This window comes from Pseudomonas sp. AIG (assembly GCF_977020205.1).
The window spans coordinates 24,424-39,091 of the sequence record NZ_CDROCK010000028.1 but is presented as its reverse complement, the minus strand read 5'-3'; the positions used below and the strand labels follow the sequence as shown (position 1 = coordinate 39,091).

The 14,668-nt window shown below is 59.4% G+C and carries 13 protein-coding genes; 11 read left to right on the top strand and 2 right to left on the bottom strand.

Annotated elements, in window-relative coordinates:
• Positions 1 to 81 precede the first annotated feature (81 nt).
• The 11 genes from ndk to ACWR1S_RS16885 all read left to right on the top strand — a co-directional run bounded on the left by ndk (position 82) and on the right by ACWR1S_RS16885 (position 11,534).
• The gene (ndk, locus tag ACWR1S_RS16935) at positions 82 to 507 is read left to right on the top strand and encodes a nucleoside-diphosphate kinase (RefSeq protein WP_007916882.1); all 426 of its coding nucleotides are present in this window, start codon (positions 82 to 84) and stop codon (positions 505 to 507) included.
• Positions 508 to 535: 28 nt separating this feature from the next.
• Positions 536 to 1,684, top strand: a complete 1,149-nt coding sequence (gene rlmN / locus ACWR1S_RS16930) for a 23S rRNA (adenine(2503)-C(2))-methyltransferase RlmN (RefSeq protein ID WP_077574427.1) — start codon at positions 536 to 538, stop codon at positions 1,682 to 1,684.
• Between the two features lie 12 nt (positions 1,685 to 1,696).
• Complete coding sequence (gene pilW, locus ACWR1S_RS16925; protein WP_186615264.1) at positions 1,697 to 2,455, top strand: type IV pilus biogenesis/stability protein PilW; 759 nt, start codon at positions 1,697 to 1,699, stop codon at positions 2,453 to 2,455.
• Complete coding sequence (locus ACWR1S_RS16920) at positions 2,455 to 3,498, top strand: RodZ domain-containing protein (protein ID WP_454564308.1); 1,044 nt, start codon at positions 2,455 to 2,457, stop codon at positions 3,496 to 3,498. Before pilW ends, ACWR1S_RS16920 begins: the two co-directional genes overlap by 1 nt.
• A gap of 3 nt (positions 3,499 to 3,501) precedes the next feature.
• On the top strand, positions 3,502 to 4,611 hold the full coding sequence (gene ispG / locus ACWR1S_RS16915; RefSeq protein ID WP_008084646.1) for a flavodoxin-dependent (E)-4-hydroxy-3-methylbut-2-enyl-diphosphate synthase: 1,110 nt from the start codon (positions 3,502 to 3,504) through the stop codon (positions 4,609 to 4,611).
• 37 nt (positions 4,612 to 4,648) lie between these two features.
• Positions 4,649 to 5,938, top strand: a complete 1,290-nt coding sequence (gene hisS, locus ACWR1S_RS16910) for a histidine--tRNA ligase (protein ID WP_454564307.1) — start codon at positions 4,649 to 4,651, stop codon at positions 5,936 to 5,938.
• Positions 5,939 to 5,979: 41 nt separating this feature from the next.
• Complete coding sequence (locus ACWR1S_RS16905; protein WP_007916865.1) at positions 5,980 to 6,621, top strand: YfgM family protein; 642 nt, start codon at positions 5,980 to 5,982, stop codon at positions 6,619 to 6,621.
• Positions 6,614 to 7,765, top strand: coding sequence for an outer membrane protein assembly factor BamB (bamB, locus tag ACWR1S_RS16900; protein WP_454564306.1), 1,152 nt, complete (start codon positions 6,614 to 6,616; stop codon positions 7,763 to 7,765). Before ACWR1S_RS16905 ends, bamB begins: the two co-directional genes overlap by 8 nt.
• 136 nt (positions 7,766 to 7,901) lie before the next feature.
• The gene (der, locus tag ACWR1S_RS16895) at positions 7,902 to 9,371 is read left to right on the top strand and encodes a ribosome biogenesis GTPase Der (RefSeq protein WP_454564305.1); all 1,470 of its coding nucleotides are present in this window, start codon (positions 7,902 to 7,904) and stop codon (positions 9,369 to 9,371) included.
• Between the two features lie 235 nt (positions 9,372 to 9,606).
• A complete protein-coding gene (locus ACWR1S_RS16890) occupies positions 9,607 to 10,755 on the top strand; it encodes a pyridoxal phosphate-dependent aminotransferase (RefSeq protein WP_454564304.1) in 1,149 nt (382 codons plus the stop codon).
• Positions 10,743 to 11,534, top strand: a complete 792-nt coding sequence (locus tag ACWR1S_RS16885) for an amidohydrolase (RefSeq protein WP_454564303.1) — start codon at positions 10,743 to 10,745, stop codon at positions 11,532 to 11,534. The genes ACWR1S_RS16890 and ACWR1S_RS16885 overlap by 13 nt, the downstream gene beginning before the upstream one ends.
• 168 nt (positions 11,535 to 11,702) lie before the next feature.
• Here ACWR1S_RS16885 and leuA read toward each other — a convergent pair whose 3' ends face one another.
• Together leuA and ACWR1S_RS16875 are read right to left on the bottom strand one after the other, a co-directional pair.
• Positions 11,703 to 13,382 carry a 2-isopropylmalate synthase gene (gene leuA, locus ACWR1S_RS16880; RefSeq protein WP_053123514.1) on the bottom strand — a complete coding sequence of 560 codons (1,680 nt, stop codon included), beginning with the start codon at positions 13,380 to 13,382 and terminating at the stop codon, positions 11,703 to 11,705.
• Between the two features lie 462 nt (positions 13,383 to 13,844).
• Entirely contained in the window at positions 13,845 to 14,666 is an 822-nt protein-coding gene (locus ACWR1S_RS16875; RefSeq protein WP_454564302.1) for a peptidoglycan DD-metalloendopeptidase family protein, read from the bottom strand.
• Positions 14,667 to 14,668 lie beyond the last annotated feature (2 nt).

The following is a 14,668-nucleotide window of genomic DNA, read 5'->3' as shown; positions in this document are numbered from 1 at the left end:
CGCAGGTTAGGCAATACCCAAGAACCCGCGTATAATTCGCGGGTTTAATTTTTCGCAAATTACCGTTTCTGGAGTTACACCATGGCTGTTCAACGCACTTTCTCCATCATCAAGCCTGACGCTGTTGCAAAAAACGTCATCGGCGAAATCACCACCCGTTTCGAAAAAGCCGGCCTGCGCGTTGTAGCTTCGAAACTGAAGCAACTGTCCAAAGCTGAAGCTGAAGGCTTCTACGCTGAGCACAGCGCTCGTGGTTTCTTCGGCGACCTGGTTGCTTTCATGATCTCCGGTCCTGTTGTTGTTCAGGTTCTGGAAGGCGAAAACGCTATCGCTCTGAACCGTGAGCTGATGGGCGCTACCAACCCTAAAGAAGCTGCTGCCGGCACCATCCGCGCTGACTTCGCTGATTCCATCGACGCCAACGCTGTTCACGGTTCGGACTCCGAAGCCGCAGCTGCTCGTGAAATCTCGTACTTCTTCGCAGCTACTGAAGTAACCACTCGCTAAGCATTGGCTTAAGAGTGAAGGTGAATCCATGACTACATCGACTGTAAAAACCAACCTGCTGGGTCTGACTCAACAGGAAATGGAAAAATTCTTCGACTCAATCGGGGAGAAGCGTTTCCGTGCCGGTCAGGTAATGAAATGGATTCACCACTTTGGCGTCGATGATTTCGACGCCATGACGAACGTCAGCAAGGCCTTGCGCGACAAGCTCAAGGCTATTGCCGAGGTCCGTGGTCCGGAAGTGGTCAGCGAGGACATCTCCAGCGACGGCACCCGTAAATGGGTGGTGCGCGTGGCGTCCGGCAGCTGCGTCGAGACCGTGTACATTCCCCAGGGCAAACGCGGCACTCTGTGCGTTTCGTCCCAGGCAGGCTGTGCCCTGGATTGCAGCTTCTGCTCCACCGGCAAGCAAGGCTTCAATAGCAACCTCACCGCCGCCGAAGTCATCGGTCAGGTGTGGATTGCCAACAAATCTTTCGGCAGTGTCCCGGCTACCGTCGACCGTGCCATCACCAACGTGGTGATGATGGGCATGGGTGAGCCACTGCTGAACTTCGACAATGTCGTCGCCGCCATGCATCTGATGATGGATGACCTCGGCTACGGGATCTCCAAGCGCCGCGTGACCCTGTCCACCTCGGGTGTGGTGCCGATGATCGATGAGCTGGCCAAGCACATCGACGTGTCCCTGGCGTTGTCGCTGCACGCACCGAATGACGCATTGCGTAACCAATTGGTGCCGATCAACAAGAAATATCCACTTAAGATGCTGCTCGAGTCGTGCCAGCGCTACATGTCGTCCCTGGGCGAGAAACGTGTGCTGACCATCGAGTACACCTTGCTCAAGGACATCAATGACAAGGTTGAGCACGCCGTCGAGATGATCGAGCTGCTGAAGAACATTCCGTGCAAGATCAACCTGATTCCGTTCAACCCGTTCCCGCATTCCGGGTACGAGCGTCCGAGCAACAACGCGATCCGTCGTTTCCAGGATCAGTTGCATCAGGCCGGTTTCAACGTCACTGTCCGCACCACCCGTGGTGAAGACATCGACGCTGCATGTGGTCAATTGGTAGGGCAGGTGCTGGATCGCACCCGTCGCAGCGAACGTTACATCGCCGTGCGCGAGTTGAGCGCCGACAGCGATCTGGCACAGAACGCCGCGAACACAAATTAAGAGAGGATCTCTATGTCCCTGCGCTTTGCGCTGCTGTTGCTGTTGGCCAGCCTGTGTGCTGGTTGTGTCCTGTCGGGTGACTACAACCCGATGAAGACCAGCAAGGGCCGCGATGAAGCGCGGGCTGCCTACGTGCAGCTGGGGCTGGGATACTTGCAGCAAGGCATGAGCGAGCGGGCCAAGGTGCCGCTGAAGAAGGCGCTGGACATCGACGGTTCCGATCCTGATGCCAACGCGGCCCTCGGCCTGGTGTTCCAGTCCGAAATGGAGCCTGAGCTGGCCGACGAACACTTCCGCAAGGCTTTGTCCTCCCGTCCCGCCGATGCGCGCATCCTCAACAACTACGGCAGTTTTCTCTACGAACAACAGCGTTATAAAGAAGCCTACGAGCGTTTTGAACAGGCCGCCGCCGATACCCTGTATCCTGAGCGTTCGCGTGTGTTCGAAAACCTTGGCATGACCGCCGCGAAGCTCGGTCAGCGTGATCTGGCGCAGCAGCAACTGGAAAAGGCGCTGCGTTTGAATCGTCAACAACCGCGCGCATTGCTGGAAATGGCTGAGTTGTCCTTCGAAGACAGGCATTATGTGCCCGCGCGTGACTATTACGACCGTTTCAGCCTGCTGACCGAACAAAATGCACGTAGTCTATTGCTCGGCGTTCGGCTGGCAAAAGTGTTTGAAGATCGCGACAAGGCCGCCAGTTATGGCCTGCAATTAAAACGACTCTATCCCGGTACGCCGGAATATCAGCAATACCTGTCGGAGCAATGATGAAAGCGGCGCATCCCGAAGTTGTAGCAGCGAATCGCGTTAACCCCGGTGAGACCCTGCGCCAGGCCCGCGAAAGCAATGGCTGGTCGCTGGCCGAAGTGGCCCTCAAGCTCAACCTCACCGTGACCTCCCTGAGCAACCTTGAAGCCGGCGCTTTCGACAAGCTGCCGGGGCATACCTTCGCTCGCGGTTACATTCGCGCCTATGCCAAATTGCTCGGCATGGACCAGACCGTTCTGGTTCAGCAATTCGACCAGTCCACCGGTACCGACTCCCAAGGCAGCAATGTTCACGCCCTGGGCCGAATCGAGGAGCCCGTGCGGGTTTCCCACACCATTTTGCGTATTGTCAGCCTGCTGTTGCTGATCGCGGTCATCGGCGGTGGTTTCGTCTGGTGGCAGGATCAGACATCGCTGCGCACCAAGGACCTGACGTCGCTGGCGCCTGAGCACGTTGAAGTCGAAGGTGCTGACGGCACCACCCAGATTCACCCGATCGATGAGCCGGAAGACCAGGCTGTCGAGGAGAACCAGTCCGACAGCTCGACTGCGCTGGCACTGCCTCAGTCTGAAACCACTGCTGAATCGACTGGGGCAGAGGCTGCTGCTCCGGCGACTGCTCCAGCTGCACCGGTTGTTCCGACTGTTCCGGCTGCCACACCGACCGCTCCGGTTCATACACCGGCGCCGGTGGCTGCCACCCCCGCGCCTAACGCTCCGGCTACCCCGGCGCCGACCGTTACCGCTCCGGTAGCGCCCGCAGCACCAGCAGCCACCGCAGAAGCGGCCGCGCCGGTTGCAGGCGACGGCCAGGTACAACTGCAGTTCAGCGCCGATTGCTGGGCACAGGTTACCGATGGCCGTGGCAAAGTACTGTTCAGCGGTCTGAAGCACAAAGGCGATAACGTGACCGTCAGCGGCAAGCCGCCGCTTGCCGTGCGCCTGGGCGTTGCCCGTGCTGCACAGGTCAGCTACAACGGCCAGCCGGTCGATATCGCTCCGTTCACCAGTGGCGAGACTGCTCGCCTGAAGTTGGGTCAATAAGTCATGCACGGCGAATCTCCAATCAAACGTCGCGTTTCGCGCAAGATCTGGGTCGGCAACGTACCGGTGGGCGGCGATGCGCCGATCGCGGTGCAGAGCATGACCAACAGCGACACCAATGACGTGGCCGCCACTGTTGCGCAAATCAATCGTCTGGAAGCCGCTGGCGTCGACATCGTGCGCGTTTCGGTACCGGACATGGACGCCGCCGAGGCGTTCGGCAAGATCAAGCAACTGGTCAAGGTGCCTCTGGTTGCTGACATTCACTTCGACTACAAGATCGCCTTGCGCGTAGCCGAACTGGGTGTGGACTGCCTGCGCATCAACCCGGGCAACATCGGTCGTGAAGACCGTGTTCGTGCTGTGGTCGATGCGGCGCGTGATCGCGGGATTCCGATCCGCATCGGCGTCAACGCCGGTTCGCTGGAAAAAGACCTGCAAAAGAAATACGGCGAGCCGACCCCAGCCGCGTTGGTCGAATCTGCTTTGCGCCACGTTGAACACCTCGAACGCCTGAATTTCCAGGACTTCAAGGTCAGCGTTAAAGCCTCCGACGTGTTCATGGCCGTCGAAGCCTACCGCTTGCTGGCGAAGGAAATCGTCCAGCCACTGCACCTGGGCATCACCGAAGCCGGTGGATTGCGTTCGGGCACAGTGAAATCCGCCGTGGGCCTAGGTATGCTGCTCGCCGAAGGGATTGGCGATACTATCCGCATCTCGCTGGCGGCCGACCCGGTCGAGGAAGTGAAGGTCGGTTACGACATTCTCAAGTCTTTGCATCTGCGTTCCCGTGGCATCAACTTCATCGCCTGCCCGAGCTGCTCGCGGCAGAACTTCGATGTGGTGAAAACCATGAACGAGCTGGAAGGGCGCCTTGAAGACCTGCTGGTGCCGCTGGATGTCGCGGTGATCGGTTGTGTGGTCAACGGTCCTGGCGAAGCCAAGGAAGCCCATATCGGCTTGACCGGCGGCACGCCAAACCTGATTTACATCGACGGCAAGCCGGCGCAGAAACTGACGAATGACAATCTGGTGGACGAGCTGGAAAGGCTGATCCGCCAGAAAGCGGCCGAAAAGGTCGAAGCTGACGCTGCCGTAATTGCGCGCGGCTGACCCTGACTGAAGAGCCGAACGAATTTAAGGATTTAAAGTGAGCAAGTCATTGCAAGCCATTCGTGGCATGAACGACATCCTGCCCGAACAGACCCCGCTGTGGCGTTATTTCGAGGGCACCGTTGCGCGTTTGCTGGATAACTACGGTTACAAGCAGATCCGCATGCCGATCGTCGAGTTCACCGAGCTGTTCAAGCGCTCGATCGGTGAAGTGACCGACATCGTCGAAAAAGAGATGTACACCTTCGAAGACCGCAACGGCGACTCCCTGACCCTGCGTCCGGAAGGCACCGCAGCGTGTGTGCGTGCTGTGCTCGAGCACGGCATCACCGGCGGTGGCCAGGTGCAGAAACTCTGGTACATCGGCCCGATGTTCCGCCACGAGCGTCCGCAGAAAGGCCGTTATCGCCAGTTCCACCAGATCGGTCTGGAAGTGTTCAACCTCGACGGTCCGGACATCGACGCCGAGCTGATCACCATGACCTGGCGCCTGTGGGGTGAGCTGGGCATTCGTGATGCGGTCAAACTCGAACTCAACAGCCTCGGCACCAGCGAGTCTCGTGGTCGCTATCGTGAAGCGCTGGTCGAGTACCTCTTGGCGCACCACGACAAGCTCGACGAAGACAGCCAGCGTCGCCTGAAAACCAATCCGCTGCGCGTGCTCGACACGAAAAATGCCGACACTCAAGCGGTGCTGGTCGATGCGCCGAAAATGGCCGACTACCTCGATGACGAGTCCCGTGCGCACTTCGAAGGTTTGAAGTCGCGTCTGGATGCCGTGGGCATTCCTTACGTGCTCAATCCGAAGCTGGTGCGTGGCCTCGACTACTACAGCAAAACCGTTTTCGAATGGGTCACCGACAAGCTCGGCGCCCAGGGCACTGTTTGCGCCGGCGGTCGTTACGACGGTCTGGTTGAGCAGATGGGCGGCAAGCCGACCACCGGCGTCGGTTTCGCCATGGGCATCGAGCGTCTGGTGTTGATGCTCGAAACCCTTGAGCAGATCCCGGAAGAAATCTCCCGTCAGGTTGACGTCTACCTCTGCGCCTTCGGTGAAGAGGCCGAGCTGGCCGGTCTGGCCCTGGCTGAACGTGTTCGTGATCAACTTCCAAACCTGCGCCTGCAAGTCAATGCCGGCGCCGGCAGCTTCAAAAGCCAGTTCAAGAAGGCCGACAAGAGCGGTGCGCTGTACGCACTGATCCTCGGTGACGACGAAATGGCCCAGCAAGTGGTAGGTTTCAAACCCCTGCGTGGCCAGGGCGAACAACAAAGCATTGCCTGGGATGCGCTCGCCGCTCACCTGGCCACCTGCGTCGTGCAGGGTTGAAGCTGTCCAAACAGCCGATTTAGCGATTAAGGAGTATTGGGGTGTCGAGTACCGAAGACGAACAGTTGGCGGATTTGAAGGACTGGTGGACACGCAACGGCAAACCTCTGGTCACCGGCGGCCTGTTGGCGCTGGTCATCGTGTTCGGCTGGCAGGCCTATCACAAATATCAGAGCAACCAGTCGCAAGGCGCCTCGGTGCTCTATCAGCAACTGCTGGAAACCACGCTGACGCCTGACGGCAAGCCTGATGCTGCTCGCGTTGCGGATCTGGCCGGCAAGCTCAACAGCGAATTCGGCGGCTCTGCCTACGCGCAGTACGGCAGCCTGTTCGTCGCCAAAGTGGCGGTCGACAGCGGCAAGCTGGATGACGCGGCAACCGAGCTGAAAGCTATCGTCGACAAACCGGCCAACCCGGCGCTGGGCGAAATCGCCCGTCAGCGTCTGGCACAGGTACTGGGTGCGCAGAACAAGGCTGAAGACGGCCTGAAACTGCTCGACGGCGATGCCGACAAAGCGTTCCTGGCCACTCGCGAAGAACTCAAGGGCGACCTGCTGGTGCAGCTGGGCCGTACCGATGACGCGAACAAGGCGTATCAAAAAGCCAAGGCGGCACTGTCGGATGAAGCGGCGGTCGGTGGCCTTCAAATCAAGCTCGACGACCTGGCCAAAGGGGATGCGTGACGTGATCCGTTGGAAGCATGCAGCATTGCTGGCTCTGGCCCTTCTGGCCGCGGGTTGCAGCAGCAACAGCAAAAAAGAATTGCCACCGGCCGAACTGACCGACTTCAAAGAAGAAGTGGTTCTGCACAAGCAGTGGAGTCGTTCGATCGGTGACGGTCAGGGCGAAACCTACAACATGCTGGTACCGGCGATCGACGGTGACACCATCTACGCCGCTGATGTGACCGGCGTGGTGATGGCCATGGATCGCAGCAACGGCGACGTGAAGTGGAAGCAGGATCTTGATCTGCCTGTCTCCGGCGCCGTTGGAGTGGGTTATGGTCTGGTGCTGATCGGCACCCTGCGTGGTGAAGTCGTCGCTCTGGATACCAGCAATGGTGAAGAGAAGTGGCGTGCTCGCGTGACCAGTGAAGTGCTCGCGCCGCCGGCCAACAACGGTGACGTGGTGGTGGTGCAGACTCAGGACGATCGTCTGATCGGTCTGGATGCCTCCACCGGTACCCAGCGCTGGGTGTATGACAGCACTCCGGCGGTACTGACCCTGCGTGGCACCAGTGCCCCGCTGGTCACCAACCGCCTCGCGGTGGCTGGCCTGTCGACCGGTAAAGTGGTTGCTCTGGACATTTCCAACGGCGTGCCGGTCTGGGAACAACGGATCGCGATTCCACAAGGTCGTTCGGAACTGGAGCGCGTGGTCGACATCGACGGCGGTCTGCTGCTGTCCGGCGGTACGCTGTACGTTGCCAGCTATCAGGGTCGCGTGGCGGCACTGGACCTGGAAAGCGGTCGTCAACTCTGGCAGCGCGATGCGTCGAGCTACGCCGGTATCGCTCAGGGTTTCGGCAGCGTCTACGTGAGCCTGTCCTCGGGCACCGTTGAGGGTGTTGACGAGCGTTCGACCACTGCATTGTGGAGCAACGATTCGCTGGCTCGCCGTCAACTGTCGGCTCCGGAAGTGTTCTCCAGCTACGTGGCAGTGGGTGACCTGGAAGGTTACCTGCACCTGATGAGCCAGGTTGACGGTCGTTTCGTCGGCCGTGAGCGCATCGACAGCGACGGCCTGCGTGCCCGTCCGCTGGTGGTGGGTGACACGATTTATGTGTATGGCAACAGCGGCAAACTGGAAGCCCTGACCATCAAGTAACAACTATGCTTGGGGTTAAACCCCCAGGCGGCCCCGGATTCATGGGGCTTGCAACGCTATCAGGCGTTGCCCCGAGCACCAGCCGCTGCCTCGCAGCGGCTTTTGTATTTTCTGAAATAACGAAGTGGAGAGCCGCATGGTTCCCGTAATCGCCCTGGTGGGCCGACCGAACGTCGGCAAGTCCACCTTGTTCAACCGCCTGACCAGGACTCGTGACGCCATCGTCGGCGACTTGTCCGGTCTGACCCGTGATCGCCAGTACGGTGAGGCCAAGTGGCAAGGGCGTTCCTACATTCTGGTCGACACTGGTGGTATCTCCGGTGACGAGCACGGTATGGACGAAAAAATGGCCGAGCAGTCGCTGCTGGCCATTGAAGAAGCGGATGTTGTGCTGTTCCTGGTAGATGCCAAGGCCGGTTTTACCGCCGCCGACCAGATGATCGCCGAACACCTGCGCAAACGTAACAAGCGTTCCTACGTGGTCGCCAACAAGGTCGACAACATCGACCCGGAAATGGCCCGCGCCGAATTCGCTCCGTTGGGCATGGGCCACGCGATTCCTGTCGCCGGTGCTCACGGCCGTGGCATCACGCAGATGCTGGAAATCGCCCTGGGTGATTTCCCCAAAGACGAAGAAGAGCCTGAAGACGGCGAGGAAGAGATCGTTGCCGAAGGCGAGGAAGCCAAGCGCATTCCTGGCCCGAGCGAAAAAGACGGGATCAAGATCGCCATCATCGGCCGTCCGAACGTCGGCAAATCGACGCTGGTCAACCGTATGCTCGGTGAAGACCGGGTAATCGTTTATGACCAACCCGGCACCACCCGCGACAGTATCTACATTCCGTTTGAACGCAATGAAGAGAAGTACACGCTGATCGACACCGCCGGTGTGCGCAAGCGCGGCAAGATCCACGAAGAAGTCGAAAAATTCTCCGTGGTGAAAACTCTGCAGGCGATCAAAGACGCCAACGTGGTGATCTTCGTGATGGACGCCCGCGAAGGTGTGGTCGATCACGACCTCAACCTGCTCGGTTTTGCCATCGAGTCGGGTCGTGCGCTGGTGATCGCGATCAACAAGTGGGACGGCATGACGCCGAGCGAGCGCGACTTCGTCAAGGTCGAGCTGCAGCGTCGTCTGTTCTTCGTTGATTACGCCGACATTCACTTCATCTCGGCCCTGCACGGCACCGGCGTGGGTAACCTCTACGCGTCCGTACAGAACTCGTTCAAGTCGGCGGTCACCCGCTGGCCGACCAACCGTCTGACCCAGATTCTGGAAGACGCGGTTGGCGAGCACGCGCCACCGATGGTCAACAACCGCCGGATCAAGCTGCGTTATGCCCACTTGGGTGGTGCTAACCCGCCGATCATCGTGATCCACGGTAACCAGATCGAGAAAGTGCCGAAGTCGTATGTGCGCTATCTGGAGAACACTTACCGCCGTGTGCTGAAGCTGGTCGGTACGCCGATCCGCATCGAGTTCAAGGGCGGCGAGAACCCGTACGAAGGCAACAAAAATACGCTGACCGACCGCCAGGTCAACAGGAAGCGTCGAATGATGTCGCACAGCAAGAAAGCCGACAAAAAGCGCCGCGACAAGAAATAAGGTCGCAGGTCGCTGATCGTTCCCATGCTCCGCGTGGGAATGTATCCCGTGACGCTCTGCGTCACATAAGCGGTGGACGCAGAGCGTCCAAGGCTGCATTCCCACGCAGAGCGTGGGAACGATCAATATGAGAGAGGGGTGCCATCCGGCGCCCTTTTTTTATGGGCGTCGGATGGGCTATCCTCGGGCTCTCCCGCGCCGTCGTCAGAGCCGGGTGTTGAGCAGGGAACCCCCGATGATTACCAGTAAGCTGCCGAATGTCGGCATCACGATTTTCACGCAGATGTCTCAGCTCGCGGCGCAAACCGGAGCCATCAACCTGTCCCAGGGTTTCCCTGATTTTGACGGCCCGCAGTCGTTGCGCGACGCGGTCGGTCGGCATATTGCCAGTGGCCATAACCAGTATTCGCCGATGACCGGTTTGCCGGCGCTGCGCGAGCAGATTGCGGCGAAAATCGCTCGCAGCTATGGCGTGCAGGTCAATGCTGACAGCGAAGTGACAGTCACGCCGGGCGCGACCCAAGCGATCTTCTGTGCGATTCAGGCGGTTATCCACAGCGGCGACGAAGTCATCGTGTTCGATCCTTGTTACGACAGCTACGAACCGGCGACGGAATTGGCGGGCGGTCGTTGCGTGCATGTGCAGTTGAACCCGGACGACTTCTCCATTGATTTCGACAAGCTCGCCGCGGCCCTGAGTCCGCGCACGAAAATGATCGTCATCAACACCCCACATAATCCGAGCGGCGCGCTGATCACTCGCGACGAACTGGATCAATTGGCAGCGCTGATCCGTGATCGCGACATCTACCTGATCAGCGACGAAGTCTACGAACACCTGGTGTTCGACGGCGTGCCGCATGTCAGCGTTCTGGCCCACGAAGAACTGTATCAGCGGGCCTTCGTGGTCAGCTCGTTCGGCAAGACGTATCACGTCACTGGCTGGAAAACCGGCTACGTCGTGGCACCGCCAGCGCTTACGGCAGAGTTGCGCAAGGTGCATCAGTACGTCAGTTTCTGCGGCGTCACACCGCTGCAATACGCGCTGGCCGATTACATGGCCGAGCACCCGGAGCACGTTGAAGAACTGCCGGGCTTCTATCAGGCCAAACGCGATCTGTTCTGCGATCTGCTCGCGCCGTCTCGCTTCAGCTTCACCCGTGTCACCGGCACCTATTTCCAACTGGTCGATTATTCGCAAATCCGCCCCGACCTGAATGACGTCGAGATGGCCATGTGGATGACCCGCGAACACGGCGTGGCGAGTATCCCGGTCTCGGTGTTTTACCAGAATCCACCGCAAGGCCAACGCCTGGTGCGCCTGTGCTTTGCCAAACGCGAGGAGACGCTGCGTGAAGCAGCGGCGAAACTATGCGTGATCTGAGTGCGTTGCCCGATCTCAACCTGGCGTTGATCCAGACCAGCCTGGCCTGGCATGACCGCCAGGCGAATCTGGAGCATTTCGATGCGCTGCTGGAGCAGGCGCGCGGGGCGGATCTGATCATCCTGCCGGAAATGTTCACCACCGGATTCTCCATGGAGTCCGAGACCCTAGCCGAAGCCGAAAACGGCCCGACCAGTAAATGGCTGCGGGCACAGGCCGCAAAGCTCAATGCAGTGATCACCGGCAGTGTGATCATTCAGGCGTCTGACGGCAGCCATCGCAACCGCCTGCTGTGGGCGCGGCCGGACGGCGAGGTGCTGCATTACGACAAGCGTCACTTGTTTCGCATGGCCGGCGAGCATAACCACTACACCCCCGGCGAACGGCAGGTGCAGTTTGAGCTCAAGGGCTGGCGTGTGCGTCCGCTGATTTGTTACGACCTGCGCTTCCCGGTGTGGAGCCGCGATGCCCAGGACACCGATCTGCTGCTGTACACCGCCAATTGGCCGGGGGCGCGGCGTCTGCACTGGAATCGCCTGTTGCCGGCACGGGCTATCGAAAACCTTTGTTATGTGGCAGCGGTGAATCGCGTTGGCACTGACGGTAAAGGTTTTGCGTATACCGGTGACAGTCAGGTGCTGGATTTCCAGGGGGAAACCTTGCTGGCGGCGGGGGAGGCAGACGGGGTGTTCAAGGCTGTGCTGGAAGCGGCACCACTGGCGGCATATCGCGAGCGTTTCCCGGCGAATCTGGATGCCGACACCTTCGAGTTCACCTGAGGTAACTGATCGTTCCCACGCTCTGCGTGGGAATGCAGCCCGTGACGCTCCGCGTCACTGGACGCAGAGCGTCCCTTGAGGCATTCCCACGCAGAGCGTGGGAACGATCGCAGGCAAAAAAAGGCCCCGGCGTTTAAACGCCGGGGCCTTTTGTATTTCATCGAAGGCTTACGCCGCTTTCGCCTCAGGCTGGCTCAGGGAGCGGTTCAGCGCGCTGAACAGGGCCTTGAAGCTGGCCGTGGTGATGTTTTCATCGATGCCGACGCCGTGCACCGCACGTTCGCCATTCACACGCAGTTCGATGTACGCCGCTGCTTTGGCGTTGGTGCCCGCGCCGATCGCGTGTTCGTTGTAGTCCATGATCTCCACCGGAATCGGCAGGCCGGCGACCAGTGCTTCCAGCGCACCGTTGCCCTTGCCGCGCCAGTGCAGATTGGTTTCGCCCTGACCCTTGCTCGCCACTTCCACTTCAACATTGCTGTTGCCGTTTTCTTCCTGCAGGCGATGGCTGACCAGCGCATACGGGGTGTTGGCTTGCAGGTATTCGCTGATCAACAGCGAGTGAATCTGCTTGGCGGTCATTTCCAGGCCCAAGCGGTCGGTCTCACGCTGCACCACCTGGCTGAATTCGATCTGCATGCGACGTGGCAGGCTGATGCCGTATTCCTGCTCCAGCAAGTAAGCGATGCCGCCCTTGCCCGACTGGCTGTTGACGCGGATCACCGCCTCGTAGCTGCGGCCAATGTCGGCCGGGTCGATCGGCAAGTACGGCACTTCCCACAGTGCATCGGGTTTCTGCTGGGAGAAGCCCTTGCGGATTGCATCCTGGTGCGAGCCGGAGAATGCGGTGTGCACCAGGTCGCCAACGTACGGGTGACGCGGGTGCACCTGAATCTGGTTGCACTCTTCGACGACTTTGCGCACGCCGTCGATGTCGGAGAAGTCCAGCTGCGGGTCGAGACCCTGGGTGTACATGTTCAGGGCGACGGTGACGAGGTCGACGTTACCGGTACGCTCACCGTTGCCGAACAGGCAGCCTTCGACGCGATCGGCGCCGGCCATCAGGCCCAACTCGGTGGCGGCGACACCGGTGCCACGGTCGTTGTGGGTGTGCAGGCTGATGATCACGCTATCACGACGGTTGATGTTGCGGCCGAACCACTCGATCTGGTCGGCGTAGATGTTCGGGGTCGCGCACTCAACGGTAGCTGGCAGGTTGAGGATCATCTTGTGCTCAGGCGTCGGGTTCCACACCTCGATCACTGCATCACAGACTTCCTTGGCGAATTCCAGCTCGGTGGCGCTGAAGGTTTCCGGCGAGTATTCGAAGGTCCATTCGGTGTCCGGCTGCATCGCGGCGTATTTGACGAACAGCTTGGCCGCGTTGACGGCGATGGCCTTGATGCCGTCCTTGTCTTGGTTGAAGACAATGCGTCGGAAGGATGGCGAGGTGGCGTTGTACAAGTGAACGATGGCTTTCTTCGCGCCACGCAGGGATTCGAAGGTGCGCTCGATCAAGTCTTCACGGCCCTGGGTCAGCACCTGAATGGTGGTGTCGTCCGGAATGTGGCCTTCTTCGATCAGAGTACGCACGAAGTCGAAGTCGGTTTGCGAAGCCGCCGGGAACGACGCTTCGATTTCCTTCACGCCTACCTGAACGAGAGTTTTCCAGAAGCGCAGCTTCTTCACCGCGTCCATCGGCTCGATCAGCGACTGGTTGCCGTCACGCAGGTCGGAGCTGCACCAGATCGGCGCGGTGTCGATGGTTTTCGACGGCCAGGTGCGATCCGGCAGGTTGATGACAGGAAACGCGCGGTATTTCGAAGACGGATCTTTGAGCATGCTCATCGGGAAATTCCTTATTGTCTGGGCCGAAAAGAGGCGGCCTGCCGGTGTTACGAATGTTCTGGGAAAAGCGTGGGACGAGGTGCCGCGATTCAGCCTGGCAGTCGTGCACTGACGAGGCACAGGCTGCGGTGCTGGCGAAGCTGAATGAGGGTGTGAGAGGTTTTCATGCCTTCAACCCTAACCGCGAGGGGAGAGGATGGCAAGCAGTCGAAAAAAATTGAGAGGAATACTCGGAAAGCGGGGTTATGCAGGATTTTATTGCGCTTAAGGAGGTGGATCTTATTGATATTTGCGTGAGGTTAGATTGGGGCGCAATTGAGTTTTTGAAGATTCATTAAGTGTGGTGGTGTTTTATAGGCCGCCTTCGCGAGCAAGCTCGCTCCCACATTGGGTTGCGTTCACAACACAAATCTCTGTGGGAGCGAGCTTGCTCGCGAAGGGGCCATCAGCCCATCGGCTGTCTTAAGGTTGAAATGCACCAATAAAAATCGCCGGATCCACCCGCGCATCATTCAGGCTGACATTCCAGTGCATGTGCGGCCCGGTCGCGCGGCCGGTCATGCCAACCTTGCCGACCACCGCGCCCCGCGCCAGTTGATCGCCGACTTTCACATCAATTTTCGACATGTGGCAGAACATGCTGATAAAGCCCTGCCCATGGTCGACAAACACGGTGTTGCCGTTGAAGAAGTAGTTGCCGGTGAGGATCACCTTGCCCGCCGCCGGGGTCTTGATCGGCGTGCCCATCGGCACCGCAAAGTCGAGGCCGGCATGCGGATTGCGCTCTTCACCATTAAAGAAGCGGCGCACGCCAAACTTGCTCGACAGCGGCCCATTGACCGGTTTGTCCAGAAGCAGATTGCTCGGTGTGTTCGGGCTGAAGCTGCGGTAAGCCTTGATCTGTTCAGCCAGTTCACCCTCGATGCGCTTGAGGTTCGACTGATCCGGGTTTACTTGCTGTTTGTTCTTCAGGGTAATGCGCTGTTCCGGGTATTTCTTGTTGCCCACGGTGAACGGCAGATTGCGCCCGCCACTGCTGATCTGCTGCGCGCCCGGTTTCACCGTCAACGGCACGCCGACAATCGCCAGCCAGTTGTTCTGTTCCTTGACCACCAGCACCGGTTTGCCCTGATAGGTGGCTTTCGGTGCCTGCGCGGCGGTGCCGAGATCAACCACTGCGACGCCGCCCGGCACCGGTTTGTTCAGCAGCCGAGTGATGTAACTGTCGGCGTGGGCGTTGAAGGTCAGGCACAGCAGAAACAGTGGAGCCAGAAAACGTGGCATGG

Excerpts from the sequence above, each read along its gene's own strand:
- ndk (WP_007916882.1), top strand. The coding sequence starts at position 82 with ATGGCTGTTCAACGCACTTTCTCCATCATCAAGCCTGACGCTGTTGCA.
- rlmN (WP_077574427.1), top strand. The coding sequence starts at position 536 with ATGACTACATCGACTGTAAAAACCAACCTGCTGGGTCTGACTCAACAG.
- pilW (WP_186615264.1), top strand. The coding sequence starts at position 1,697 with ATGTCCCTGCGCTTTGCGCTGCTGTTGCTGTTGGCCAGCCTGTGTGCT.
- ACWR1S_RS16920 (WP_454564308.1), top strand. The coding sequence starts at position 2,455 with ATGAAAGCGGCGCATCCCGAAGTTGTAGCAGCGAATCGCGTTAACCCC.
- ispG (WP_008084646.1), top strand. The coding sequence starts at position 3,502 with ATGCACGGCGAATCTCCAATCAAACGTCGCGTTTCGCGCAAGATCTGG.
- bamB (WP_454564306.1), top strand. The coding sequence starts at position 6,614 with ATGCGTGACGTGATCCGTTGGAAGCATGCAGCATTGCTGGCTCTGGCC.
- der (WP_454564305.1), top strand. The coding sequence starts at position 7,902 with ATGGTTCCCGTAATCGCCCTGGTGGGCCGACCGAACGTCGGCAAGTCC.
- ACWR1S_RS16890 (WP_454564304.1), top strand. The coding sequence starts at position 9,607 with ATGATTACCAGTAAGCTGCCGAATGTCGGCATCACGATTTTCACGCAG.
- ACWR1S_RS16885 (WP_454564303.1), top strand. The coding sequence starts at position 10,743 with ATGCGTGATCTGAGTGCGTTGCCCGATCTCAACCTGGCGTTGATCCAG.
- leuA (WP_053123514.1), bottom strand. The coding sequence starts at position 13,382 with ATGAGCATGCTCAAAGATCCGTCTTCGAAATACCGCGCGTTTCCTGTC.
- ACWR1S_RS16875 (WP_454564302.1), bottom strand. The coding sequence starts at position 14,666 with ATGCCACGTTTTCTGGCTCCACTGTTTCTGCTGTGCCTGACCTTCAAC.